Source organism: Chitinophaga sp. YIM B06452 (genome assembly GCF_039655965.1).
Taxonomy (GTDB): Bacteria; Bacteroidota; Bacteroidia; order Chitinophagales; family Chitinophagaceae; genus Chitinophaga.
The window spans coordinates 533,034-559,330 of sequence record NZ_JAWLKY010000001.1; the positions used below are offsets into that span (position 1 = coordinate 533,034).

Annotated in this window: 18 protein-coding genes; 9 read left to right on the plus strand and 9 right to left on the minus strand. The window is 48.1% G+C overall.

Annotated elements, in window-relative coordinates:
• Positions 1 to 307: 307 nt before the first annotated feature.
• Entirely contained in the window at positions 308 to 1,816 is a 1,509-nt protein-coding gene (locus R3I13_RS01835; RefSeq protein WP_346316208.1) for a gluconokinase, read from the minus strand.
• 11 nt (positions 1,817 to 1,827) lie between these two features.
• Entirely contained in the window at positions 1,828 to 2,586 is a 759-nt protein-coding gene (locus R3I13_RS01840) for an AraC family transcriptional regulator (protein ID WP_346316209.1), read from the minus strand.
• Positions 2,587 to 2,938: 352 nt separating this feature from the next.
• Here R3I13_RS01840 and R3I13_RS01845 point away from each other — a divergent pair, with 352 nt between their 5' ends.
• The 5 genes from R3I13_RS01845 (at position 2,939) to R3I13_RS01865 (ending at position 9,648) form a co-directional block, all read left to right on the plus strand.
• On the plus strand, positions 2,939 to 4,378 hold the full coding sequence (locus R3I13_RS01845; protein ID WP_346316210.1) for a thioredoxin fold domain-containing protein: 1,440 nt from the start codon (positions 2,939 to 2,941) through the stop codon (positions 4,376 to 4,378).
• 123 nt (positions 4,379 to 4,501) lie between these two features.
• The gene (locus R3I13_RS01850; protein ID WP_346316211.1) at positions 4,502 to 5,689 is read left to right on the plus strand and encodes a metallophosphoesterase; all 1,188 of its coding nucleotides are present in this window, start codon (positions 4,502 to 4,504) and stop codon (positions 5,687 to 5,689) included.
• A 196-nt stretch (positions 5,690 to 5,885) separates the two neighbouring features.
• The gene (locus tag R3I13_RS01855; RefSeq protein WP_346316212.1) at positions 5,886 to 8,153 is read left to right on the plus strand and encodes a hypothetical protein; all 2,268 of its coding nucleotides are present in this window, start codon (positions 5,886 to 5,888) and stop codon (positions 8,151 to 8,153) included.
• A 126-nt stretch (positions 8,154 to 8,279) separates the two neighbouring features.
• Positions 8,280 to 9,410, plus strand: coding sequence for an SAM-dependent methyltransferase (locus tag R3I13_RS01860; protein ID WP_346316213.1), 1,131 nt, complete (start codon positions 8,280 to 8,282; stop codon positions 9,408 to 9,410).
• A gap of 19 nt (positions 9,411 to 9,429) precedes the next feature.
• The gene (locus R3I13_RS01865; RefSeq protein ID WP_346316214.1) at positions 9,430 to 9,648 is read left to right on the plus strand and encodes a hypothetical protein; all 219 of its coding nucleotides are present in this window, start codon (positions 9,430 to 9,432) and stop codon (positions 9,646 to 9,648) included.
• A 48-nt stretch (positions 9,649 to 9,696) separates the two neighbouring features.
• On the opposite strand, the gene R3I13_RS01870 is transcribed toward R3I13_RS01865, so the two are convergent.
• The 4 genes from R3I13_RS01870 to R3I13_RS01885 form a co-directional block, all read right to left on the minus strand.
• A complete protein-coding gene (locus R3I13_RS01870) occupies positions 9,697 to 12,159 on the minus strand; it encodes a glycoside hydrolase family 95 protein (RefSeq protein ID WP_346316215.1) in 2,463 nt (820 codons plus the stop codon).
• Between the two features lie 8 nt (positions 12,160 to 12,167).
• Positions 12,168 to 13,874 carry a RagB/SusD family nutrient uptake outer membrane protein gene (locus tag R3I13_RS01875; protein ID WP_346316216.1) on the minus strand — a complete coding sequence of 569 codons (1,707 nt, stop codon included), beginning with the start codon at positions 13,872 to 13,874 and terminating at the stop codon, positions 12,168 to 12,170.
• 10 nt (positions 13,875 to 13,884) lie between these two features.
• Positions 13,885 to 17,223 (minus strand): TonB-dependent receptor, encoded by a 3,339-nt coding sequence (locus R3I13_RS01880; RefSeq protein ID WP_346316217.1) that lies wholly within the window; start codon positions 17,221 to 17,223, stop codon positions 13,885 to 13,887.
• A gap of 251 nt (positions 17,224 to 17,474) precedes the next feature.
• The gene (locus R3I13_RS01885; RefSeq protein WP_346316218.1) at positions 17,475 to 18,476 is read right to left on the minus strand and encodes a FecR domain-containing protein; all 1,002 of its coding nucleotides are present in this window, start codon (positions 18,474 to 18,476) and stop codon (positions 17,475 to 17,477) included.
• A gap of 181 nt (positions 18,477 to 18,657) precedes the next feature.
• On the opposite strand from R3I13_RS01885, the gene R3I13_RS01890 reads away from it, so the two are divergent.
• Positions 18,658 to 19,224, plus strand: coding sequence for an RNA polymerase sigma-70 factor (locus R3I13_RS01890; RefSeq protein ID WP_346316219.1), 567 nt, complete (start codon positions 18,658 to 18,660; stop codon positions 19,222 to 19,224).
• A gap of 17 nt (positions 19,225 to 19,241) precedes the next feature.
• Here the strand turns inward: R3I13_RS01890 and R3I13_RS01895 are convergent, their stop codons facing one another.
• Positions 19,242 to 21,182, minus strand: a complete 1,941-nt coding sequence (locus R3I13_RS01895) for an endo-1,4-beta-xylanase (RefSeq protein ID WP_346316220.1) — start codon at positions 21,180 to 21,182, stop codon at positions 19,242 to 19,244.
• A gap of 307 nt (positions 21,183 to 21,489) precedes the next feature.
• On the opposite strand from R3I13_RS01895, the gene R3I13_RS01900 reads away from it, so the two are divergent.
• From R3I13_RS01900 to R3I13_RS01910, 3 genes are all read left to right on the plus strand, one after another.
• Complete coding sequence (locus tag R3I13_RS01900) at positions 21,490 to 22,431, plus strand: AraC family transcriptional regulator (RefSeq protein WP_346316221.1); 942 nt, start codon at positions 21,490 to 21,492, stop codon at positions 22,429 to 22,431.
• A 78-nt stretch (positions 22,432 to 22,509) separates the two neighbouring features.
• A complete protein-coding gene (locus R3I13_RS01905) occupies positions 22,510 to 23,574 on the plus strand; it encodes an alkene reductase (protein ID WP_346316222.1) in 1,065 nt (354 codons plus the stop codon).
• A 42-nt stretch (positions 23,575 to 23,616) separates the two neighbouring features.
• Complete coding sequence (locus R3I13_RS01910; RefSeq protein WP_346316223.1) at positions 23,617 to 24,507, plus strand: NmrA family NAD(P)-binding protein; 891 nt, start codon at positions 23,617 to 23,619, stop codon at positions 24,505 to 24,507.
• Between the two features lie 102 nt (positions 24,508 to 24,609).
• On the opposite strand, the gene R3I13_RS01915 is transcribed toward R3I13_RS01910, so the two are convergent.
• Both R3I13_RS01915 and R3I13_RS01920 read right to left on the minus strand, forming a co-directional pair.
• On the minus strand, positions 24,610 to 25,461 hold the full coding sequence (locus R3I13_RS01915; RefSeq protein ID WP_346316224.1) for a VOC family protein: 852 nt from the start codon (positions 25,459 to 25,461) through the stop codon (positions 24,610 to 24,612).
• Positions 25,462 to 25,523: 62 nt separating this feature from the next.
• The gene (locus R3I13_RS01920) at positions 25,524 to 26,282 is read right to left on the minus strand and encodes a helix-turn-helix domain-containing protein (RefSeq protein ID WP_346316225.1); all 759 of its coding nucleotides are present in this window, start codon (positions 26,280 to 26,282) and stop codon (positions 25,524 to 25,526) included.
• Between the last annotated feature and the right edge of the window lie 15 nt (positions 26,283 to 26,297).

Sequence of the window (26,297 nt, forward strand, 5' to 3'; positions counted from 1 at the left end):
AAAGCCGGGCGGATCAGGTTCACTGTTGTAGTTTCTTCATAACGTTAACGTGGTTTACAATGCAACAGCCAGGTTGCTCCAATGGCATATAATGTCAGCATGACACTTATTTAACGGGCGACAAAACACCCGCTGGACAGCGCTCCTGTCAAGCGGTCATCAGATTAGATATTGGTATCTGTCATGCCGGAAACCTCATATGCATGTTTAACCCTGCATGGCTGAGTTTATTTAACATTGTAAAGAAATGGAATTCCGTCCGATAAAAAGTACAAATATCAACGGTGTTCGTTTTTGTAAAAATGCCTCAGATATTCGAAAGGAGATCGAATGCGCCGCCGAGTGTGGACGTCAGCTGTTCAAATAAAGGAAAGTATTTCCGGTATAGATCGTGGTTAGCAGTGTCGGGAACAAAAGGGTCTGGAAGATGCACAGACAGCGCAGCCTCTTCAAGGTCCTTATAAATGCCCAGCTTCGTGGCGCTCAGTAAAAATGCGCCTGTACTCACTGCACTTGCATTGGGGGAAACGCTCATCGGTTTGTTAAACACGTCTGCCAGCATTTGAGTGACCAGGGGAATCGTTCCGAAGCTGCCATTTACGGATACCATTTTTATCGTACGATGTTCCATCAGCATCCGGGCGATACTGTACATTTCATATAAAATGCCTTCCGCAGTAGCCCGGATAAAGTGTTTGCGCTCGTGGTTGATATTTACGCCAAAATAGACCCCGCGGGCATTCGCATTCCAGATGGGCGCGCGTTCGCCAAGCAGGTATGGAAGAAAGATCAGGCCTTCGGCGCCGGCGGTTACCCTTTCGGCCTGCTGGAACAGGTTTCTTACAGACGATTCCGTATCATACCCGTTCTCCAATTCACCGAACTGGCTGGCAAACCACTCGAAAGCAATGCCGCCATTATTGGAAGGGCCGCCTGATACATAATATTTATCGTCCAGGATGTAATTGAACAGCCGCCCTGAGTCGTCTTTCAACACCTCGGTCCCGATCACACGCATGGCGCTGCTGTCTTCGATGGTGATCGTAGCCATATTCCCGTTCATCACCCCGGCTCCGAGCGTTGCGAAGCATCCATCGCTGGAGCCTGCGATAATTTTAGTATCTGCTCCAAGGCCAAGCGATATCTGGTACTGGCTCTTTAGCTTACATTCCGAATAGAAAATAGGTACCAGCCCGGGAAGCTGCCCCTGGGAGATTCCCGCATAGTCCAGCGCCACCGGCTCCCATTGCCGGGAATGAATATTCAGCAGACCGGTTGCGGAAGCAAGGCTCAGATCGGTGACAAGCTCGCCGGTCAGCTGATGAATAATATAACTTTTGATGGAAAGGAATTTGGCTGCTTTTTTGAATATCTCCGGCTCATTATTCCTGAACCAGGCGATCTTTACCAGCGGCGACATCGGATGGATGGGCGTGCCTGTCGTTTCGTAAACTGCACCGGCAACCTCTGAGCCGCGCAGCTGCCGGGCCTCTTCTTTGCTCCGGTTATCCGCCCAGGTAATGACATTACTGAGGGGAACTCCCTTTTTATCTGTAACAAGCAGGCTATGCATGGAAGCGCTGAAGCAAACCGACACCACCCGGTATTTATAAGGATGCACCTTTTCGCTCAGAAAATTCTTCAGCACGTATAACATCGTGATGAATATCTGCTCCGGATCCTGTTCGCTATAATCCGGGTAGGGGTGGAAAGTGGGATATGCTCCCTTGCTGGACCCGATTATTCTCCCTGAAACGTCAAATGCGTATACTCTCACTGCGTTAGTGCCCAACTCTATGCTGATGATGCATTCCATAATATTTTTTTTTACTCGTCCGATGTATTCTTTTTGCGAAACTCCCTCGGTGTATATCCTGTGAGTTTCCTGAAAGTGGTCGAAAAATGTTGCGAAGAATAGAAACCTGTATCCAATGCAATATCCGTAATGCTCAGACCGGGGTTTCTCAGCAGCTTTATCGCCTCCGATATCCTGATATTGATCAGGTATGCAAGTGGCGAGAAACCGGAGTAACTTTTTACCCTCTCGTTAAAAAGGGTTGTACCCATTCCCACGCTGGCCGCCATTTCTTCTACCGTCCATTGATGTGAAAGATCTTTCCTTAATAGCTGCTCCAGCTGCAAAAATTTCTTCGGAAAATCCCTTCCCTGGCTGTTTTGCCGTGTCAGTTGCCGGGTCAGCAGAATCAGCAGCTCATCCAGGAGATGATTTACCCGCGTATAATAACCGATTTCCTGGTGGAGGAACTCCAGCCGCAGGCTTTGAAATATACGCCCGGTTTCTGTTATAACAGGCAGGTGCCCAACCTTGTTTATTGACAGGATGGTTCCCATTGCCTGCACTTCGCCGTCCGACAGGGAGCTCCAGTTCCCGGGCGCTATCCTGCCGTGGTCCTTTTGTTCAACCTCTATTTGTATCCATGCGAATGTACCGATATCCAGGAAACCGTTTGCCCCGCCGATCTCTTCGCCGGGAAGCACATACACCGCATCTGTGGGAAATATCACCGTATTCCGGCCGCCCACATTCCATTCGAATTTTCCGTCAATGACATAATACACACACATATGCCTTGCCGCGGATTTCGGGAAGGAATTCAACTGGATGGATGTATTTTTCCTTAAACCAATTTCCACGATATGAGGAAACAAACTTAATTCCCCGGAACCCCGTTCAAATAAAAATTGGTCCATGCCGTTTCATTAAGCTATTATAGTTTCCTTACCGCATTCCTGTTTTTAACTGTGATCACCTTTAAAAAGCAGGCTCAGGCCCGAACCGCCTGCTATGGACTTGAAAATAATACTCTGTTTTCATACCTGCAATATTCCGGCATCAAAGAAATCCCCGGCAGGGGAACCTGCAGCAATTGTGAGTGAAAAATGCTGCAAATAGCTTATTTTTAATAAAACGGTCTCCATGAATTTCCGCATATATTTTATATGGGTATTGGTCCTGGCTATCATCTTCCAGTTTACAACCTACCGCGGTTCCGCTCAAGATAAAGCCGGGGGTATCGCGTTTTTAAGCAGCAGTTGGAAGGATGTATTGGAAGAAGCCAGGAGAACGGGAAAACCTGTCATGGTGGATATTTATACTACCTGGTGCCCGCCCTGCAAAAAAATGGATAAAGAAGTTTTTCCCTTGCCCGAAATAGGTGGGAAATACAACCAATCCTTTATCTGCTACAAAGCGGACGCCGAAAAAGGAGAAGGCATCGGCCTCAAAAAAAAGTACGAAGTAAGCGCATACCCGACTTATCTTTTCATCAACGAAGACGGGGTTTTGCTTCATAAAGCCGTCGGTTACCACCCGCCGGCGGATTTCCTGAAAGTAGCGGACAAGGCGGAGAAAATGGCGAAAGAAACTGAAACGGTACAGTCCCTTCAGCAGCAATACGAAAAAGGCAACCGGGACCCGGGCTTTATGAGATCTTATATTAATAAACTAGGTTCATTGGCTTTGGGCAAAACGCAACGGATCCTGCTTGATGAATATATTGCTATGCTGCCGGAGAAAAAACTGGAGGACGTCAAAGAAATAGGATTTATCCTGAAAAACCTGACGACGGCGGATTCAAAAGCTTTTTCAGTAATTGCAGACCATCAGCCACAAGCCATTGAAGCACTGGAGCAGGACAGATCACTGCATACCGATATCCCTACCGGAAATATGCAGGATAAACTCGGTACCATCCTGTGTAATGCGACTATCCAGTCGATGACTGAAGCCATTTCGCAGCGGGATACGTCGTTGCTGAATATTATCCGGGAAAACTCACGTAAGATCAGGAACCCGGGCCTCATGTACCCCTATACCTTTTTTGCCTTCCAGCTGCAATTCTATAAAACTGCCCGCGACACTGCCGGCCTTTTACAAACTTCCGGGGAATTCCTGAACAACAGTTTGTATTTAGACAGCAGTGTAATTGCACAGAAAAACCAGCAGTCGTTTGATAATTTTATGTCAGGTTACCTTTCGGGGAAACAGGACAGCACTACCGAAAAAGATTTTGAGCAGCAGAAACTCTATTTTAGCCGCCGTTTTACGAAGGAAGCGGCTAAAACGCTGGACCTGGCTGCAAGATTTTATTACGAGCGCATCTCCTCGCCACAGGGCCTTCAGCAAGGGATTGACTGGAGCCGCAAATCCATCCTGTTAATCAACGATGAACCATCCTTCCACCAGACGTTAGCAAACCTCCTTTCTAAAACCGGTCAGCAAAAGAATGCCATAACCAGCCAGGAAACAGCACTCCGTATTGCCCGCGCACAGCAGAGAAATGAAAAAGAAATCGCGCTTTACCAACAGAACCTCGAAACGCTGCGGTCCGGGAAAAGTGTGGCGGTAGAGAATTAAACTGCAACAGCAATGAAAAACCCTTTACTCCACGGTACAGAATAACCAGGCTATACCTTAAAATCACACAATTATAAAATATTCCCGGCTGTTGTTCGTCATCTACATAAAAGTACTCGTTTTATGGCAAGACGGCTTTTACTGATGTTATTGCTCTTCGTGGTGAGCGATATTTACTTCTACCAGGCGGTCGCTACCCTTACCGGGAACCCGCTGATCCATTCAGCTTACTGGTTGATTGACGTTTCGTTGCTTGCGGGTATCCTGTTCATTGTATTTGTTCGCATAACGGGCAGTAATGCACAACGTTTTATTGCAATACTGATGTCAGCCATGTTGCTGATGTTCATTCCCAAAGTATTTTCTTCACTGGTTTTGCTGGCGGAAGATATAGTACGCCTTTTTGAGGGGTTCCCTCCGAGAAGTTTTTATGTAAGTGAAGCAGCGGCTGTACTCGCCGGGATATTTTTCCTGATCATCCTGTTCGGCTTAACCCGCGGCAGGCACTTTTATAAAGTAAAAAGAGAAACGTTATACTTCCCGGACCTGCCCGAAGCATTTGACGGCTTCACGATCACTCAGTTATCCGATGTGCATTCCGGCAGCCTCAGCGATGTGAAAGGCGTACAAAAAGGTCTTGATATGGCAGATGCGCAAAACAGCGACCTGTTGCTATTTACGGGTGATCTTGTGAACAACATGGCCTCGGAAATGATGCCCTGGATACCTTTATTCGAAAAGCTCAAAGCGCCATATGGGAAATACTCGGTTTTAGGGAACCATGATTATGGAGACTATATCAGGTGGGAAAGTGAAATAGCCAAGGCGGCCAATCTTAACCAACTGAAAGAAATCCATGCGGAGATCGGATTCAGGCTATTATTGAACGAATCAGTAACGATCAGCAAACAAGGGCAGAGCATTGCGCTTATTGGTGTGGAGAACTGGGGCAAAGGCGGCTTTCACAAATACGGCGATCTGAAAAGGGCAACTATGGGTGTACCGGATGACGCGTTCAAAATATTGATGTCGCATGACCCTTCCCATTGGGATGAGGTGACAGTAGACCACGATCAGCATGTTCATCTCACTCTGGCCGGCCATACACATGGAATGCAGTTTGGCATTGAACTTTTCGGGTTTAAATGGAGCCCTGTAAAATACGTCTACAAACAATGGGCAGGATTATATCAACAGAGCGGAAAGTACCTTTATGTGAACAGAGGCTTCGGCTATCACGGGTTAAAGGGAAGAGTGGGCATATGGCCCGAGATCACTGTGCTTACGCTAAAACGGGGAGATGCCGGATAATGAACGAATGTTTGATCCGGTAGCGTGTTATTCTCACGCTTTGGGGCCCCGCTATTCTGAATATGCCCATTTTGAAAAAACAAACGAAATTGTATAACATTGTCATTCAATACGCCCAGGACCATGACATCCGGCTAACGGAAACGCCGGAATCTGGCAATGACATGAAAGAAAATTATTAAACGGACCCGACACCATGCTGAACTTAGAACAATTGCAGTCGCTTTACGACCAGGGAAATTATCGTGGATGCCTTGAAGAAACAAACCTCTTGCTGCTTTTTAACCCACAGGATATAGACGCTTTATTATTAAAAGGCCGGTGCCTGTACCAGGAAGCCCTGAGCGGGGCCGGGCCTGGTGACACAGATGGTTTTACCGCCGCCGGCAACTGTTTCGGCGAAGTACTTAAACTATCTCCGTCAAATGAAGAAGCGCTGACCTTTGCGGCGTACATCAATATTTTCGTTACACGATCCGATGTGCCGGCCGCCATCGGCTATTGCACCCGGCTCGCGGCATCCCCGGACCCGGAAGTGCAGGCGCGTGCTATCGGTTACCGGCAGCAGGCTTATTGCATGACCGGGGAATTTGCGCTCGCCCTGGAAGACCTGGCGTCGTTAGCAGAACTGAACAGGGAAATATACAGGAACAACCTGCCCGCGTTGGACGAGGGGCTGGGCGACATCTATTTCAGGATAGGAAAGGTTTGCCTGGAAGGATACGGCGATCATGCCAAAGCACTGGAAGCATTCAGGCGGGTGCTCCAACATCGCCATGCAGATTTCAGGGTCTATCTCCGTATTTCAGACGTTGCCCTTGACAACGGGGATTATGATACCGGCGGGGAAGCCGCAGTGCTGGCATTCTTTGCGGATACCCAGGATGAGGAAGAACGGCTGGCCCTCTATCACAGGCTGAACGGGCTCAACCAGCAGGGCGTCATCCACCGGCCGGTGATCCAGGCCCTGTTTATCGGGCAGCGGATATTCGCTGAAGCAGAGGATATAGACACAACAGAAAAACTGAACTTCGCGCAGCAATATATTAAGATCTACCCTGACTGGCACATTGCTTATCATTATGCAGGGTCCGCCTTATACGACGCCCGCAGCTACGAAGCCGCGCTTCCCTATCTGTCAAAAAGCGTGGAACTGGGAGGCACCGCCTTCGGCCTGCAGCGTTTCATCGAATCCGCCTATTACGTGAACGGGGAATTACCCGCAATAAAAAAATGGCCTGATAGTCTTCCTTCTGATTATTACAACGCCGGTGTAGTTTTCGCTGAATTTGAAAAGCTGATGACCGGAACGTTTGATTCGCCGGAACTGTTAAAGATCAGGATCGGGTTCTACCGGAAATCCTATGAAGGTTTTTATGATTATTTCTATAACAACAAAGGAAAAGCCGGGTTCAACGAGGGCCACATCTTTGCCATGTGCTGCAACAATTACGGCATAGCGCTGCGGGAAGAACAGGAATACGGGCAGGCCGTTGAAGTGCACACACTGGGTTATTCCATTTCTCCTTTCTGGGAACAATCGAGCAACCTGGGAGCAGCCCTTTTGCAGCTGGAAAAATATGAAGAAGCCATTACCGCGTTTAACCAGGCCCTGGAAGACGGCCGCAACTATCTGGATTTTGCCAGCTATATCGAATTAAAAGGGGACATACTGACGGCTACCTTCGCCCTGGGCCGGGCTGATGAAGCGAAAACCTTGCTGGAGCGCACCGAAGAAGAATATAATAATTTTATCAGGGACCATGGCAGCGAACTTTCCGAAGAAGAGTTATTTATACTGAGCGAACGGTACATCACTGTCCAGAATGTACGCCAGGATCTGCTGAGCAACGTAAGTATTGAAGATGCCATCAAAGCCTGGCAGGAACAGCTGGAGAAACACCCGGATGATAATTCCGCATGGTTCATGCTGATGCAAAACTATTACCAGTTAAAGGATTACCGCCAGTGCATTGCCTGCGCCAATAATTACCTGTCTGTTAAAGGTGAGGCCATTAAACCGGAATCCAGCCTGAAGGTGTACTACATGCGCGGCGTTTCTTACATGAATATGGAAAAATACCCGGAAGCCAAAGAAGACCTTATTAATTTACTGGACAGGCTCGATCCGTCAGATGAAAACATGCAGCCGAGCATATGCGATGCCAACATGTTCCTCGCAAAATGTTGTTACATGCAGCAACAGTGGGAAGAATGCAAAACATACGCCCTGCAGGCCATTGACTGCTATAACAACAATGGCTGGAAGTGGGACGAAGCCTGCTTTGCCACCGTACTCCAGTACGCTGACGCCTGCATGGCCACCGGCGACCGGCAGGCTGCAATCGGAACGGTGGACACTGTGCTGGAAATGTCCCCGGGAAATGAGGAGGCGTTGAGGAGGAAACAGGAATGGAAACCTGGTGGCTTATTTTCTTCGGTGTTGAAGCGGTTATCGAAATGAGTTTCTTTTATTTGCCGGCGCGTCACATCTTCATATAACATATCAGCAATAATATAAAGCAGTTTCCCTTTTCAAGCGTGTAGATCTTTCAACGGATAAGGCATTGAAGCCCTTCTCGCATAGTTTTTGTGCAGGTATACCAGCAAGATCAGCAACATGCAGCTTTCCGGGATCATAAAAGAAAGGATCAGCGAGAATGGACCGATCAGCTTCCACGATTTCATGGAAATGGCTTTATATTACCCGCAACTTGGATATTACACCTCTGAGCGTAATAAAATTGGCGAAAAGGGCGATTATTATACCAGCACCAGCCTGAGTGCTGTTTTTGGCGCCATGATCGGGCGGCAGCTTGAGGAGATGTGGAACTCGACAGGCCGGGAAGCATTTACCATTGTTGAATATGGAGCGGGAACCGGCGCTCTCTGCCACGATCTGCTCGACTACCTTAAAAACAACCGGCCATTCTACAACCGGCTGCGGTACTGCATTGTGGAAAAAAGTCCCGCTATGCGCGGAAAGGAAAAAGAGCACCTGTCTGAAAAAGTAAGCTGGCATGATTCCATCACTGATATTGGCAACTTTACGGGTTGCGTCTTGTCTAATGAGTTGCTGGACAACTTTGCGGTACATGAAGTAGTAATGGAAGACGAGCTGATGGAAGTGTTTGTAGGTTATCAGAACGGTTTTTTCGAATCGCTGCGCCCCGCACCGGAAGAGCTGAAGGATTATTTCAGGCAGTTAAATGTAACTTTACCCAAGGGCTTCCGCACAGAGGTCAATTTGCAGGCAATAGACTGGATCAGGGAAATTGCACAGGCATTAAAAAAGGGATTCGTACTGACGATCGATTACGGCTATCCTTCCTCCGAACTATACCGCGAATACAGGCGTAGCGGCACGCTGATGTGTTATCATGCGCACCAGGCAAATGCCGATCCTTACCACTACATCGGCGAGCAGGATATCACAGCGCATGTGAACTTCTCCGCGCTGGAGCACTGGGGCCTGAAAAACGGGCTGGAATGCTGCGGGTTTACTGAACAGGGCTATTTCCTCCGCGCCCTCGGACTGATGGACTACCTGAGAACACCCGGACAAAATGTTGAAACCAATACATCCGGTCTTCACCAAAAGGCCATGGCGATCCATAGTTTATTGAATGGCATCGGGACAAAGCTGAAAGTTTTTATCCAGCGGAAAGGCCCGATAACAAAGGAACTAACGGGCCTTGCGCTGGCCAGGATGCCTGTTTGAAACGGTAAAACTTCATCTTATGCTTACGAACGCATCTTTCTCTATCATCTTCACCACTGCTTACCTGTTGATATACTGCATTTTTCTCCAGGTACAACACTTGCAGGGACTGGCAGTCGGCATGTTCCTGTTTTCTCCCTTTGTGCTTTCCTGGATGGTATATGTTATTTTAAGATACGGCCGCTATACAGGCCGCGAGCTGTCTGAAGACGAAGAGTTCGGGTATGAAGACAGGTGATATTTGTTGTCAATGATCCGGCGGTGATATGAGAGATGGTGGCTTTGCTCATTTCCTCCACTTCAAATCTCCATCTAAGGACAATTTGCGGCCTTTCTCAGTTTCAAACTCCGCCGACCTGTCCTTATAATGCAAACTGCATTTGCCGCCAACTTTCGGCAAAACATCCACACTGACCAGCGCCCCGCTTTCCCATTTCATTGAAATCTCGAAACCTCCCCTTGTACAAATGCCGGTAACCGTGCCGGAACGCCATGCGTCAGGCAATGCGGGCAACAGGTAGACGCCTTCATCATCTGACTGCACCAGCATTTCAACCACGCCTGCGGCACCGCCAAAGTTCCCGTCAATCTGAAAAGGTGGGTGAGCATCCAGTAAATTCGGGTAGGTTCCTCCGCCGCCGCTATAATTAGTCCGTTTAGCGCCGTCCGGTTCCACATATGTCAATAACTCCCTGTACATCTTGTATGTCCGGTTTCCGTCTTTCAGCCGGGCCCAAAGATTGATACGCCATCCTTTAGACCAGCCTGTGGTCTGGTCTCCTTTTATTTCCAGGGTTCTCCTGGCTGCCTGGGCCAACTCCGGCGTTTTTCCGGGTGTGATCTGATGGCCAGGATATAATCCGTACAAATGAGACTGATGACGATGCTGCGGCTCCTCGTCATCCCAATCATAATACCACTCCTGCAAATTCCCTTTTTTACCAATTCTATAGGGGAGTAACTGCTTCAATGACGTTTTCATACTATCCCGGAAGCCGGCATCGACATTCAGCAGCGCTGATGCTTTTATTGTCTGGTCGAGGCATTCCCTGATCATCGCTATATCCGCTGAGCCTCCGTAAAACGTAGCGCCCCTGAATCCATCTGCATTCACGTAATGCGCCTCCGGGGAAGTTGACGGAGAGGTAATCAGGTAGCCGTCTTTATCCCGTACCATCCATGCAAGGCAAAATTCAGCCGCTCCTTTCATCAAAGGGTAAGCTTTCTCCTCCAGGAACTTCCTGTCTCCCGAAAACAAATAATGCTCCCACAAATGGGTTACCGCCCATGCACCTCCCATATTCCAGCAAGGCGACCGGGGTGAGAGCTTCCCGTAATCCCCTACGGGATTGCTCGTTGCCCAAATATCAGAATTATGACCTGCAGCCCACCCTTTGTCTACGCCATAATATGCTTTTGCTGTATGTTTACCCGTCACGGCAAGGCGTTCCAAAAAAGTGAGGAAAGGCTTGTGCATCTCCGGAAGATTGGCACATTCCGCCAGCCAATAGTTTTCTTCCGCGTTGATGTTCATGGTGTAATTGCAACTCCACGGCGGGCGGATATATGGATTCCAAATTCCCTGCAGGTTCGCGGGTACCCCTTCGGTCCTGGAACAGGAAATAAGCAGGTAGCGGCCATATTGAAAATAAAGCGCCTCCAGGCTGTTGTCGGTGGCTCCCTCCGCATATCTTTTCAACCGCTCATCCGTGGGCAGATTGGGTGTGGCGCTTCCATTTAATTCCAGCTTCACGCGGTGGAAAAACCGCTGAAAATCCTCCAGGTGCCGGTCTTTAATTACTTCGTATGTTTTTTGGCAGGCGGTGTTTAGCTGGTCATCCGCAAGCTTTTTACTATCCAGGCCATTCTTTACAGGATCTTTCTCAAATCCGTTGAAACTGGTGGCCATAGATATATACAAAACGGCCTCTTTAGCCTTGCTTACGCTGATGGATGTATCCGAAACGGACACCCGGCCTCCTTTATTTTTGACCCTTATACCGGTTGAGAAGCGGGTTCCTTTGGCCTCATCAAATCTTATTGGCTCCGTAACCCTCCCCATATAATTGGGATATGCATGATACGGGGCATATCCATGGGCCTGGAGTATATCTCCTTTTGCCGAAGTGGCATATTTTAACAAACTGGTGAATCTTACGCGAAAGTTCAAAGCTCCCGGCTTACTGGCAGATAACTTAATGATCATTATCTTATCAGGGTTGGAAACAAAGTACTCACGGGTATAAGTCACCCCATCCAGCTTGTATCGCACTTTCGCAATGGCTTTGCTGATATCCAATTCCCTGTAATAATCAGCAGCGTTCCCTTCCTGTTCCTGCTCAATGTACAGGGTGCCCAGGGGAGCAAAGGATTCGGAAAATTTCCCCTCAATTTTCCTGTTTATCTGCTCTGCTGTTTTATAATCTTCCCTGGCCAGGGCCTCTCTTACCTGCTGAACCAGGTGTGATACATCCGGGCTGGCAGTTGTATCAACCGGTCCCCCGCTCCACAAGGTGGCATCATTTAAAAAAATACGGTCTGAACGGAAACCGCCAAAAACGGTAGCGCCGGTCTTTCCATTTCCCAAAACCAGCGCCTCTTCAAAATGTTCCGCCGGCCGGTTGTACCATAAAATATTATCCGACTGCGCAAAACAATACCTCCAGGTGGATATCACAAAAAATAATGACACGGATAGAAACCGCCTTGTTCTCATCTTTTCCCGATTTAAATGTTTTAACTTCCACATGCTGGTTATCACCAGCCTTTGGTTTGCTCCAGTTCTTTATTTCTCCTTATTTCAGCTGTTTCCACAGGAAGAAGGTTCATCTTTTCCTGGTAAGGATTTTTTGTCAGCAGTTGCACAGGACTATATGTAGTAGCACCTGTTGAAAGGTTCTTAATAATATCCATGCCGCGTATCGGCCTGTTCTCTATAATATTAGCAATTTTCCATCTCCTGATATCAAAAAACCTGTGGGCTTCAAATGCAAGTTCTATTCTTCTTTCATTATAAAGTCTTTGCCTGAGCGCCTCTCCTGTTACCGCATCAGGTATGGGCGGCATTCCCGCCCTCGCCCTTACTTTGGAGATATATTCGCGGCATGTTGCCTCGTCCCCCAATTCAAATTTTGCTTCAGCATAGTTCAAATAAATTTCAGCCAGGCGGAAAAAAGGCCAGGGTATGGTATAAGTGACCTGGAAACTGATGGGTTGATCTTCGGGCATGAATTTTTTGAGCTGATAGCTGGTACGGGGGTTGTCGCTGCTTTGTTTCCAGGAATCATATCCGTAGGCGTCTGTATTGGCTGAAACCCACATTTCAAACCTATCTCCGTGAAAAACGGTAGAATCGTGAATGATGGTCGCCTCAAAACGGGGATCACGATTGCGGTAGGGGCGGCTGGCGTCATAGCCTGAACCGGGGTTAACGCTTTGGGTATTTCCCGTCCATTTGAACGCAGGCTCTCCATTGATCATATCATAATCGTCAACGAGGTTTTGCGAAGGGCCGTTACTTGCCCACCATCCTCCATAAGCGCCGTAGCGCCTGCCGAGATTATGTGCGGGGGCCTGGTGGCCGTTAACCGTGGTAAAGTTCCTGGTAAATATGTACTCGTTTTGCGACGCCCCGCTGGGTTGGTTAAACAGCCGCTGGTAATCCGGGTAAAGGGTATATCCTCTGTCATCATTTTCGGTGAACACCGCCGCAGCCGCAGCCGCTTTCTGCCATTTTTGCTGATCGTTGGCAGGATTAAATAACGGTGAGGCTGCATACAGGAACAACCTCGAAACCAGGGCGTAAGAGGCGTCTTTTGTAGCCCGTCCGTAGTTTTCATTGTTGGAGGCATACTTTGCCGGCAGGTCAGGTATAGCTTCGGTAATATCCTTTTCAATAAATGCAACACATTCATCGAAGGTGTTTCTTTTAAAACTTACCGAACCCACATCACTCAACCCATAAGCTTTTGTAACAATAGGTACGCCTCCATATCTTTCAATAAGATTAAAATATATAAAGGCCCTCAGAAATTTGGCCTCTGCTATAAGCCGCGGTTTATCATTGAATGGCAAAGCATCCGGTGCCGCCATCTTCTCCAGGAATACATTTATTTTCCTGACATATTGATAAGCCTGGTTCCAATAGTAAATATATCCACCCCAAAAATCTCCGCTGGCCGCCTGCCCAATGTTATCGGGATTATAGGTATTTAATTTAAAAAGGTCGGCGCCACAGCAGGGAGCGCTGTTGTAAGCCTCATCTGTATATTTTGAATACATATGAATATAAAATCCATGTGGAAGGGAATTATACAATTCGTTGTGATAAGCCTTGATCAGGTTTTCATCAATCCAAACCGCAGTTTCAGCTGTCCTGTCCTGCGGATCAATATCCAAAATGTCCCTCCTGCACGAAGAAGCGATGACCGTTAACAGTAATAATATTCCTGATATTTTTTTCATATAACTGTCTTTAAAATTTAACACTGGCCCCGAAACTGATGATACGTTGCTGGGGATAGTTGAGATAACCTCCATTGAATTCAGGATCGGCCCATTTAACATCTTTCGACCAGGTGGCCAGGTTGAATGCGCTGATGGAAATACGAAGGCTTTTAATAAATCTTGTCCGGGACAGCATACTCCCGGGAATACTATAACCCAGCTCAGCAGTTTTCAGCCTTACAAAAGTTGCGTCAAAGAGATAAAAGGTGGTGTTTCCCCGTTGGTATGCGTCTGCTCTCGGCCTGCTTCCGCCGGGGTTACTTACCGTCCACCGGTCAGTAGCCCTCCATACGGAAGAATTGGCAAAATCCTGCCCGCCAAGCGCAGTCACTGTCCCATCATAATTATATGCCCCCGTCTGTCCCTGGAAGAATATATTCAGGTCAAAACCCTTGTATTGAAAGTTTGTGTTCAAGCCAAACACATACCTTGGGATAGCATTATAATCCAGCCTATACCGGTCATTATCATTTATTACGCCATCGCCGTTAAGATCTGCAATCCTGATATCGCCGACCTGGGTATTAGGGTCATGCGGGTATTTGTCCAATTCTTCCTGTGTATGAAAGATCCCATCTGCTTTGTAATACAGATCGGTAAGCACCGGCTTGCCTGTGATCTTTTGATATTCCTCCGCAGGCGGTACCTCGTCCAGGTCAATAACTTTGCTGCGCTGGTAAGCTACGTTGCCGCTAAGATTGTAAGAGAGCTGGCCGATGTTATTTTTATGACTCAGTATTAACTCGAAACCGTAGCTGTTGACTTTCCCGAAATTGATATCCGGAAGTCCCGGAAATCCGAATGTGGCCGGGATGGATAAAGACCGCTGTGCGAGAATGTCCCGTCTTTTTTGCATCCACCAGGTGAAGTCAAAACCAAACTTTCCTTTCCAGAGCTGGCCTTCCAAACCGATGTCCGTTTTTTTAGCCCGTTCCCACGTAACGTCGGGGTTGGCCAATACGCCGGAAGTCAGCCCCGGTGCGGTTGTGGTACCAAATACATAACTCGTGTTGGAAAAAGTCTGTAAAAACTGGAATGCCCGGATCCTGTCATTACCCAGTTCACCGTAGGAGGCGCGGATTTTCAACTGGTTCACAAAAGGGAAGGCGTCTTGCATAAATTTCTCTTCTGATAAACGCCAGCCACCGGATATCCCGGGAAAGAATCCATAGCGCCTGCCCCGGGGAAATATTTGGGAACCGTCGTACCGGAAGACAAACTCCAGCAGGTATTTTGATCTGAAATCATAGTTCAAACGCCCAAAGTAGTTATTATAAGCGCCCTTCCCGGCAGAGCCGGCATTATCCTTGTCAACGGCCGATGCAGATCCCTGGTTGATCTGGGGGATCGTAGCGCTCAGGTAATTTTTCCTGTAAGCCTCTACAAAATTGTACGAGGTCTGCTGCTGTTCCCCACCTGCCATCACTCCTATATGGTGGCCACCCGGAAAGGTCTTGTCATAGGTAACCCTGAGGTTATAAAGCATGGTCGTCCATTTTTCGGAACGATCCCGTAAAGAAGCAGTTAATGGGGGCACCTGGTTTTTGTCATAATTACCTGTATTGGGGTTGTACTCATAAAAGAAATAGGGCGTTTCCCAGATCTTTGTGTAGGAGTTCCTCAGATCATAATTGAAGGAAGCGTCCAGCCTGAGACCCGGGATAAAAGGCACTTTGTAACTTGCCGTGAAGGTAGTATAAAGCGGGTTATCATCGGTTTTATCGTAGCCGCGCTGATCCATGAGCAGGGGACTTTGACCAAGCCTTCCCGGACCGAGCAGGCCATTGGGATAACGGGCAACGAGGGTGGGGTTAGCCTGCAGGATATTCACAAAATTGTCGTTGGTTATAACAGGCGAATAAGTCCTCTTATTCAGGATGGCGTATACATTTGCCCCTATGGTAAAGTTCTCGGCCAGGTCTACATCCATTTTTATACGGGCATTGTATTGCCTGTAAAAAGTAGGATCCGCCCTGAAACTTCCATTTTGTTCCAGTGCGCCAAAAGAGATGAGATAACGCACATTGTTTGTGCCTCCGTTTACCAAAAGATTCAGGTTATGCTGATATGAATGTGGCTTCAGCACCTCTTTCACCCAATCTGTATTGGGATACAATATGGGATCGGATCCGTTACGGTATTTTTGAATAGCCTCAGCAGAGTACTGGGGTATATAGTTGGGGTTGCGTCCGGAACGGTAAAAAACGCCTTCGTTATAAACCTCCGCAAAGGTTGCAGCATCCAGCACGTCAGGGATCTTTGTAGGCTGAGCGAGGGCATATTTATAAGTGAATGTAAAGTCTGCTTTCCCTTTGGAACCGCTCCTGGTGGTAACAAGAATAACGCCATTGGCAGCGCGGGCCCCATAAATGGCAGCGGAAGCATCTTTGAGCACCGAAATGCTTTCTATGTCCTCCGGATTCAGACGGCTAAGCTGATCGCGGGGAACGCCATCGATCACTATTAATGGTGCATTCGCACTGAGCAACGCATTAAAGACGTCGGTATTCCCTGACTGCGGAACGGTTCCTGTACCACGTATCACAATATTAGGATCGTCTCTCCCGGGCTGCCCGTTGCGTTGATTGGCGATCAGGCCGGGAAGCCGGCCCTGCAAAGAAGCGCTTACATTGGGAGAGGGGCTTTTGACGATCTCACCGCCTGATACCTGCGAAACCGAACCCGTTAAGGTCGCTTTCTTCTGGGAACCATAGCCAACCACAACAGTTTCTCCCAGTGATTGAATATCCGGCTTCAGCGCAACGTTGATGCCAGCCTGCTCTCCTACGCGCACTTCCTGGGAGATATACCCCACAAAAGTAAATACCAGTACCGCATCCTTACCAGCGACATTAATTTTAAACAACCCCTTGGGATCAGTTATCGTACCATTAGTGGTGCCTTTTTCAAGTATGCTGACGCCGGGCAATGGCTCATCTGATTCACCGGTCACCTTCCCGGTAACGGATAACCGCAGGAGTACGTTGAGATCAGGATCAGCCGCCGGTTTAGGCTTCAACACGATCTCCTCCAGCTCTTCCAGTACCACCACGGCAATACTGGAGTCAAACAACCGGCGAAGAACATCTCCTAAAGGCGCGCCGTCCAGTTTAAGCGAGATCTTCCTGAATGACCGGATCAGCCTGGGATTATAAGTGAATACAACTGAGGTCTGTTTCCCGATCTCGGATAAAACTGTTTTGACCTCCTTTTCGTTCACATCCAGCGTAACCTTCCTGTCCAGTATTCCCTGGCCCTCTGTGATCAGGGGAGCCGCGGAAACCAGGGAGGTTAACAGGACCGTCATCAGTAATTGTGTGATTGTGGCTTTCATAATGGCATAGCATACCTCTTGAATGAATCTGGTATTATTCATACATTTGATCAGTTTTTTGTTTGTAAAACAGCAAAAACGATTTGGTCTCCCCGGTCCACCGGGGAGTCAAGACAACAGGGCCGGTGATGTGAGCGCATCACCGGTTTTCATTTTGTGGAAATGTTTTAGGTGGAATTATTCATAACGCGGTTATTTTTTAGTTGCCTGGCAATGACGCTCCATCAATCGCATCCCTTACCCCTGACGATGATCCTGTTTTCCTCGAGCGTATATGTAGCCCCGATGGCGCTGCAGATAATATCCAGCCGCCTGTAAAGGTCATTGCCCGAGATGGATGTCGTCAGTGTGCAGGAAGAAAAAATGGTTTCGTCGAATACGATATCAACTCCGTAGATTTTCTCAAGTGCGTGGAATATATCATTCAGCGGCGCCTCTTCAAAGTGCATCCGGTCAATCTCTGCCGGTGGCAACAAAGGCTGGGGGGCTTCAACCAGCTGCCTGTAGAGTTTCTCCTCCTTCCTGTCATATACCACCTGCTGATTCGCCGTCAAAATAACCGCCTTTTCATTATGAGATACATGGCTCCTGAAAACGGATACGCGGCCGGTTCTTACCGCTACCGTCACTTTATTGTCTCCCTGGAAAGCCCTTACTTTAAAGCTGGTGCCAAGGACCTTCGTCGTCATGTCATTGGCATGCACCAGGAAGGGGCTTTTTTCATCCGGTACTACTTCAAAGAATCCCTCTCCCTCGAGGTATATCTCCCTGGCCGGCAAATTAAAATGTTCCGGGAACCTGATACTGCTATGCGGCGACAGCGTAACCCTGCTTCCATCGGGCAATGTGAATTGGTCCATACTGTCACCGGTACTTCTTATTATTTTCCCGGCTTCCACAACCTGGTCTTTCCCCACAGCCAGCGTTCTTTGCGCGGATTCCCTGGTGTACAGGTAAAAAAGAGCAACGATAGCAATGCACACCGATGCGGCCACAACTATCGCATAACGCGGTAAATGCCTTTCCCCGCGGGATCCGGACCGGTTTACATGTACGGAAATGTTTTCCCAATACCTGCGCTCTTTTTCTTCGTCCGGCATGTCCGTTGTTTCGCCTGGCTGTTTCCCCATAGCCTCATACCAGTCGTCAATCATCTTTTCCTCTTCCGGAGAAGCCTGTCCCAACCGATATTTCCTCAATATCTCATAGAAATCCTTTTGTTCCATGTAATCAACCAGGTTGACCCTTTTTATCAAAAATGATACAGCCTTTATAAGTGAGACAGTTCAGCGGGAGATTTGTCTAAAATGCCGGCCATTTTTTTTATTAAATCACTGTTAAACCCTGGCTTGACTTTTATGGGCAGATAATTTATATTTGTCTACCTAACACTTAATTACCGGCAGATTGCATTTCGCAGGTTATACAGACAGTGAACTTTTGCTTGCCATCCGGCAAAGCAATGAGCATGCTTTTACCGAATTATTCAAACGATACTGGAAGATGGCCCATGCCATGACCTACGCCAGGGTACGCTCAGAGGAGGCAACGCAGGAAATTGTACAGGACCTCTTTATTTCTCTTTGGGACAAGCGTTCAACACTTTCAATCAACCATTTCACCTCTTACCTGTATACAGCCATAAAAAACAGGGTGTTGAATTATATTGAATCGCAAATGGTCCGTAAGAAACACTGGGACTATTACAAAAGGTTTGTCCCGGAACAGGATGACCTTACGGGAAATGATGTAGCGCTGAACGAATTAATGGAAGCCATTGAAAATGCCATGCAGCGTTTGCCGGAAAAATCCAAAAGTGTATTCAGGTTAAGCAGGCTTGAAGGTTACTCCATCCCCGAAATCTCGCAGCGCCTTAATCTTTCCCAAAAGGCCACACAATATCACCTTACCAAATCCATTAAGAAGCTTCGTCTTCACCTGAAAGAATATATTCTTTCAGGATGGGCGATATAACAATATCATATCACGCCTTAAAACCCGGTAACTTCCATGAAGGCCTTTTTAGGGCGCAGGTTTGCGTCGAACAGGAGAGGATGGTCCTTTCTTCCCCGTACCGGGAAATTATCCAGCCAGCTATGCCTGTCTGATATATTCCAGAAAGTTATTCCTGATATAACATGCTTATACTTCCTGAATATTGCAAAGCACATTTTATATTGTTCCGCCTGCAGGTGTTCCCTTGTTTCAGAAAATGCCGTATCAGCATCCTGAGCCCCGCGTGCCCTGGCCTCATGTTCCCTGGGATAAACTGAAATATCCAGTTCAGTAAGCTGCAATGGAATATTTAGCGAAGCAAAATCACGCAACGTTTCTTCCAACTGCAAAGCTGAAGGCTCATTGATAGCCCAATGCGCCTGTAGCCCCACGGCATGAACAGGCACTCCCCTTGCTTTCAGCCCGCTGATCATGCGTATGATCTTTGCTCTTTTAACAGGACTGATCTCGTTGTAATCATTATAAAAGAGCACGGCATCCGGATCAGCTTCATGGGCCCAGTGAAATGCCTTTTCAATGAACTCCGGCCCACAGATACGCAGCCAGGCTGAATTGCGGTAAAATTCATCGTTCCTGTCGCTGATCACTTCATTGACCACATCCCAGGCGTACACTTTTCCTTTATACCTTGTTACCACAGAGGTAATATGCTCTTTCAAACGTTGCATCAGGACTTCCCTTGATACGGTATCCCCTTTTTCATCCCTGAACATCCATGATGGCGCCTGGTTGTGCCAGCAAAGCGTATGGCCGCGAACTTTCATGTTGTTCCGCGATGCAAAGGCCACAATGGAGTCCGCCCCGCTGAAATTGTACACATGCTCCTGCGGGTGGATCACGCCCATTTTCATGGCGTTTTCGGGCGTCAGGCTGTTGAAATGTTGTGTGATCAATGAAGCCTCATCACTTTTTAATGCGCGGGGTGATACCGCCACGCCTACCGGGAAGTATTCCCGGTAATAATCTTTTAATCCCCTGTCACCAGTGCCCTGCGGCGCTTTCAGGCGCGGGGCGACGGAAGCAGGCGGCCCGCCAAGGGTATCGGGGCTCAGGGTATAATAAGAAAATCTTGTAGTATCAACGGGTTTAAATAAAAACTGGGAAAACATATATAAACCGTTCTTCCACACCTTGAAATCATGCACACCTGGCTCTATGTAATAGATATGCGGAACGCCCTTTTCGCGGAGATAATCATGGGTACGCCTGCTGAAACCGATCAGGCGATCGTTGTCACCGCAGGATATCCAAAGCAATTTCAACTGCTTTTTGGCAATAGCGGGGTCGGGTACCAGCAGCTCCGGCGTTTTGGTGTTGGGTGCGGAGGAAAACCCTCCTACCCAGGCAAATTTATCCAGGTTGCCCAGTCCAAAATTGAGCGACTGCCCCCCGCCCATAGAAAGGCCTGCAATGGCGCGGTGCTCCCGGTCCGTTATCACGGGGTATGACTTTTCAATATAAGGGATCAGGTCCTTCAGCAGGTCCTGTTCAAAAGTTGCAAATGCCTGCACTTTTTCCGGGTGCATTATATCGCCTGTTGCCCGGTCATTTTTCATGGCCCTGCCGTTGGGCATCACTACGATCATGGGGTTAACCTTCCCTTCGGCATACAGGTTGTCCAGTATCACCTGCGGGTTGCCGCCATTCAGCCATTCCTTTTCATCGCCGCCGATGCCGTGCAGGAGGTATAGCACCGGGTATTTTGTTTTTCTTCCGAAACCGGGAGGCGTATACACCACGGCCTTTCGTTTTGTACCTACTGTGCCGGACCAATATTCGATGGTATCAATTTTACCGCGTGGGATGTCCGCATGCAGGGAGTCGAAGCCGCGCGGGGCATGTTTGACCGCCGGTTGGGAGCTGGCAGTAAAACAATACATGAACGGGAAAGCAATCAGGTAAATAAGGCGTTTCATTGTTGAATTGATTTTTTGTTGTTATGCTATATAAGGGGCAGCCGGCGTGGAATCCGGCAATTAATGTCATTTTAACAATTATTTTACTGACAACAAAAAAACATTTAACAGTTTCGTTCCTGTTAAATGGTCAATTGGTGTTGTGCCCGGTAAGGTTGAGCTTTAAGATAATATAAAGAAATGGAATTCTGCCGGTAAAAAGTAAAAACCCGGGCGTCCGTTGTAGTACAAGCGTGTTAAATCCCCAGGGTGTTTTTTATATTTATGTATGTTTTTTGAATTTGTACCAACCCCCGGGTTCGATTTCATGACGAGCTTTGCAAAAAAGTTCAACATCCCCCTGGAGGATGACCGGTTGATCATTCCGCCTGCCATGGGCACTGGCAATATCAGGAGGATAGCCTTGTCGGCAGAAATGAAGCTCATAGTCCACCGGTACAAGCTCAATGAGGATCTGATCCTGAACAGGGTAGGAACCAATACACCCGATAATCTTGTAAGCGTGATATTTCACGGTAATGAAGCCGCAGCCAGCGTGGATACCGGGCAAAAACCCGATCTTCTTTCCCGGAGCAGCGCGTTTGCCATACAGATCGCGTCAACAGATCTTAATTCGAAGATCAGTTTCCCGGCCAACACAGATATATACTTCATTGTAGTAGGGATCAGGAAAGATGCCTTAAAAGACCTGTTGGCCATTAAAAATCCCAACAGTGTTCTGCAAACCATATTAAATGCAGAAACCGGGTTCCTGTTTTATGAAAGCATGAGCGTTGAGATACATAAGCTCCTGAAGCAGGTGACCGATGCCCGTGAAGACAACGAACTGGGTAGTTTTTATTACAGGATCAAGGTGCAGGAACTGCTTTACCTCGTATTCGAGAAACTGCAAAAGCGGGAAGCTCAACGCCATAGCCCTGTTCATAAAGACGATGTAGAAAAGCTATTCATGATCCGGACAGCAATCCTTGCAGATCTTTCTTTGCCCCCCAGTTTGCCGAAGCTCGCGAAGATGGCCGGGTTGGGGCAGACAAAGATGAAAGACCTGTTCAAACAAATATTCGGCGACACGATCTATAACTACTATCAGCAGGCCAGGATGGAAGAAGCCGCCTTTCTCCTCAAACATGGCGGTTTATCTGTTTCGGAAATAGGCTACCAGCTTGGCTTTGCTAATCTCAGCCACTTTGGGCGCCTCTTCGAGAAGTATCACGGTACCAAGCCGAAAAAATACGCCAGCGGCGGATAAGACTATTTTTCAACCCTAAACGGTTATTTTACCCTTTCGCGATCGCGCAATTTTGTGTTGTCATCAAACGATAACAACATGAATACGTTACTAACACCTTACACGAAAGGCTCTTTACAATTGAAAAACCACCTGGTCATGGCGCCCATGACCAGGAGCCGGGCTACCAGGAACCTGCCGAACGAATTGATGGCGGCTTATTACGCGCAAAGAACCGGAGCCGGCCTTATCATCACCGAGGGTACCGCGCCATCCCCCAATGCATTGGGCTATTCGAGGATACCCGGCATCTTTTCCAAAGAACAGACAAGCGCCTGGAAAACCGTTACTGATGCCGTTCATGCAGGAGGCAGTAAGATCTTCGTACAGCTCATGCATACCGGGCGTATCGGTCATCCCGGCAACCTTCCTCCCGGCGCCCGCCTGGTCGGTGCTTCGGCCATCAAAGCGGCCGGTGAGATATGGACGGATACAGCGGGCAACCAACCATACCCTGCGCCTGACGCGTTAACGGATGAAGAAGTGGAAATGGTAATAGACGAGCATGTGAATGCCGCCCGCAATGCCATAGAAGCGGGTTTCGACGGAGTAGAACTGCATGGCGCCAACGGGTACCTGGTAGAACAATTCCTGAACCCGCATGTCAATAACCGCCGGGACCGCTGGGGCGGAAGCACCGCCAACAGGGCCCTGTTTGCCATCAGGACGATGCAGGAAATGGCCGCCGCAATCGGAGCGGATAAGGTAGGGGTACGGTTTTCGCCCTTTTCTACGCTGGGCGACCTGCTCCCCTATGATGAACAGGAAGTACATGAAACATACGCGCTGCTGGCTGCGGAAATGGAAAAGATCGGGATTGCCTACCTGCACATCGGTGTATCTGCCGCTATTCCTCAAAAAACTTTAAACGCCATACGGACAGGATTTAAAGGCACCATCATCCTTTGCAACGGTCTTACGCCTGAAACGGCTGCCATAGCCCTAGATGCCGGCTTTGCCGACCTCGTTGCCTTTGGCCGTGCCTTCCTTGCCAATCCGGACCTGCACCATCGTATTGCGGCAGACTCCGCTTTAAATCAACCCGATTACAATACGCTCTATACCCCGGGTCCGGCCGGTTATACGGACTACCCGGTATTATAAAAAAGACAGCGCTACTACCATTCAAATTTTAAATTACCAAAGATGAAAATCACAACAGCAGGCTCACTCGGAAATGTGAGCAAACCATTAATCAGGATGCTGATCAAGGCAGGGCATGAAGTAACCGTTATTACCAGCAATCCTGGCAGGCGGGGTGCTATTGAAGCATTAGGAGCCGCGCCTGCCGTAGGTTCGGTAAGTGATGCCGGTTTCCTGACCCAGGCCTTTGAAGGCGCCAATGCCGTTTATGCCATGACCCCTCCGGCGATGGGCGCTCAGCATATTGTTGAAAATATAGCCGGGGCCGGGCAGGCATATGCTCATGCGATCAGGGCAGCCGGTGTGCAGCGTGTAGTGATGTTGAGCAGCGTCGGTGCACATGCGCCTGAAGGCACCGGTCCTGTTAAAGGAGCACACCGGGTGGAGAACACATTCCGGCAATTGTCCGGCGTAGACGTTACTTTGCTGAGAGCGGGTTTCTTTTACTATAATTTCTTCAGGGATATTCCTATGATCAGGAACATGAATATCATGGGTAATAATTATAGCGGAGATGATAAACTGCCGTTGGCTCATCCCGAAGATATCGCATCCGCCCTTGCCGTGGAATTGCAGAGCAAAGGCAATGGAGTTGAGGTAAAATACATCGTTAGTGAAATCACCACAGGAAACGAAATTGCAGCTGTACTGGGCCAGGCAATCGGCAAGCCGGAGCTTCCCTGGATGAATTTCCCCGACGATCAGTTAAAACAGGGTATGCTGTCTGCCGGCCTGCCGCCGGAATTAGCGGACCTTTTAACGGAACTGGGGCAAGGTATCAGGGCAGGCATTGTCACCGAAGATTTCTTTGCGGCCGGGGCCAGAGTAACCGGCCGGGTTAAGCTGGAACAATTCGCTGAAGAGTTCAAGGCCAGGTATCTTATCGAACAATAACGCAGATAAATAAAGCATTCCGGATGGAATGCTTTATTTATCCCCGGTTGTGTAAATTGATTGCCCGGTAACCGGTTGATGCATAGCCCTGGTTCTGAAAATTTATTCAAGCGTTGCCTGTACGATCTTTTCGATATCAAACTTCCGCATCTGCATAAACGCCTGCGCTGCTTTACCGGCCTTGTTGGGGTCGGTCATTAATTTCCCGAGAATAGTAGGTATTACCTGCCAGGAAACCCCGAATTTATCTTTTAACCAGCCACACCTGCTTTCCATGCCGCTTTCCGTTAATTTTTCCCAGTAATAATCTATTTCTTCCTGCGTGTTGCAATGGATCGCCAGGGAAACGCCTTCGTTAAAAGCAAATTTATGAGCATGTGCACTTTCCATCAGCATGAACTTCTGACCGCCGAGGGTTATCATTGCATGCTTTACTTTTCCCGCTATATCGGGTTGTTCGTTTTCTGAGTAGCGGAGTATTCCATCTGTTCCTGAGTTTTTAAATATGGAGGTATAGTGCCGGACGGCCTCTTCCGCACGGCCATATTGATCTCCAACGAACATAAAAAAGGGCGTGATCTTTTGCCCCACCGCTGCTATCGCTCCCAGGGTAACCTGCCATGAAATGCCAAACCGGTCGCTCACCCAGCCGTATTTTTCACTCCAGGGATATTTATCCAAAGGCATCAGTATAAAGCCGCCGTCGGATAATCCTTCCCAGACATTTTTCAATTCTTCTTCTGTTTCGCAGATGTAATACAATGATATGGACGGATTGGGCCTGTACATCGGCCCGCCATCCAATAAAGTAATGTGCTGCCCGGCTATCTCTATTTCGGTGACGACAGGTGACTGCGCTACGACTTTCGTACCCGGAAATAATTTGCTATACAAGGATGCGGCTTCTTTTGCCTGGTTATCGAACCACAAGCATGGTGTGATCAGCTCTTTCATACATTATATTTTTTATGTAAAGATGCATCAGCCACAAAACATGGCCTTGTACAAAACCGACATTATTTTTTCTTCAGTCCAAATTGTAAGTAATCATTGGGAGTGGTTGCTGTAAATTCCTTAAAAGAACGAATATAATGGCTCTGATCAAAATATCCGTTGGCATAGGCCACATCGGTCAATTTATCGAACTGCCGCGACTTTAACTGGTAAAAAGCCAGCTGGAACTGGCAAATCCGCCGGTATTCGCTGGCTGTTATACCCACATACTTTTTAAATATCCGCTGAAATGTTCTTTCCGTGAGATTGAGTTCGTGCAGCATATGGGCCAACACATCAGCTTCCGGGTTCTCCAGTATTTTGTCGGTAGCATACCGGATGATAGCGCACTCCCGTTGATTGGCTGCAACCTGTGAAAGAATAAATTGCTGCAGCAACTCCATTTTTTCGGCTGTTGACCGGGCATAGGCCAATTGAATGGTCAATGCCATTGCCTTTTGTGCATTCCAGCGATTCAGCCCGACTGCTTCATTCTTAAGTTGCCGGGCGGATAACTTAAAAACAGGCCCCATGGCAAATGGCTTGAAGAAAAAAGCGATGAGAGTAGCATTCCGCCATTCGGCCCATCTTTCCGTTGGAACGGTCGTTCCGTACAGCGACAAGCGGTTTTCGTTGTTTTGGGATGTACACAATAAGGCCGGCATGCCGTTGGTAAATATGGGCAGATCTTCAGGCCCGGGAGGATCAGCGCTGTCAAGAATTAAAATAGCTTGAATAAAGTCTTTCAATACTGGGTCTAGCTTATTGTGCCATTGTTGCATATTGAAAAAATTTAT

Bases quoted from the DNA above. Each gene is read 5' to 3' on its own strand.
- R3I13_RS01835 (WP_346316208.1), bottom strand. From the start codon at position 1,816: ATGGAATGCATCATCAGCATAGAGTTGGGCACTAACGCAGTGAGAGTA.
- R3I13_RS01870 (WP_346316215.1), bottom strand. From the start codon at position 12,159: ATGTGGAAGTTAAAACATTTAAATCGGGAAAAGATGAGAACAAGGCGG.
- R3I13_RS01910 (WP_346316223.1), top strand. From the start codon at position 23,617: ATGAAAATCACAACAGCAGGCTCACTCGGAAATGTGAGCAAACCATTA.
- R3I13_RS01880 (WP_346316217.1), bottom strand. From the start codon at position 17,223: ATGACGGTCCTGTTAACCTCCCTGGTTTCCGCGGCTCCCCTGATCACA.
- R3I13_RS01855 (WP_346316212.1), top strand. From the start codon at position 5,886: ATGCTGAACTTAGAACAATTGCAGTCGCTTTACGACCAGGGAAATTAT.
- R3I13_RS01900 (WP_346316221.1), top strand. From the start codon at position 21,490: ATGACGAGCTTTGCAAAAAAGTTCAACATCCCCCTGGAGGATGACCGG.
- R3I13_RS01840 (WP_346316209.1), bottom strand. From the start codon at position 2,586: ATGTGTGTGTATTATGTCATTGACGGAAAATTCGAATGGAATGTGGGC.
- R3I13_RS01845 (WP_346316210.1), top strand. From the start codon at position 2,939: ATGAATTTCCGCATATATTTTATATGGGTATTGGTCCTGGCTATCATC.
- R3I13_RS01920 (WP_346316225.1), bottom strand. From the start codon at position 26,282: ATGCAACAATGGCACAATAAGCTAGACCCAGTATTGAAAGACTTTATT.
- R3I13_RS01865 (WP_346316214.1), top strand. From the start codon at position 9,430: ATGCTTACGAACGCATCTTTCTCTATCATCTTCACCACTGCTTACCTG.
- R3I13_RS01875 (WP_346316216.1), bottom strand. From the start codon at position 13,874: ATGAAAAAAATATCAGGAATATTATTACTGTTAACGGTCATCGCTTCT.
- R3I13_RS01905 (WP_346316222.1), top strand. From the start codon at position 22,510: ATGAATACGTTACTAACACCTTACACGAAAGGCTCTTTACAATTGAAA.
- R3I13_RS01895 (WP_346316220.1), bottom strand. From the start codon at position 21,182: ATGAAACGCCTTATTTACCTGATTGCTTTCCCGTTCATGTATTGTTTT.
- R3I13_RS01850 (WP_346316211.1), top strand. From the start codon at position 4,502: ATGGCAAGACGGCTTTTACTGATGTTATTGCTCTTCGTGGTGAGCGAT.
- R3I13_RS01915 (WP_346316224.1), bottom strand. From the start codon at position 25,461: ATGAAAGAGCTGATCACACCATGCTTGTGGTTCGATAACCAGGCAAAA.
- R3I13_RS01885 (WP_346316218.1), bottom strand. From the start codon at position 18,476: ATGGAACAAAAGGATTTCTATGAGATATTGAGGAAATATCGGTTGGGA.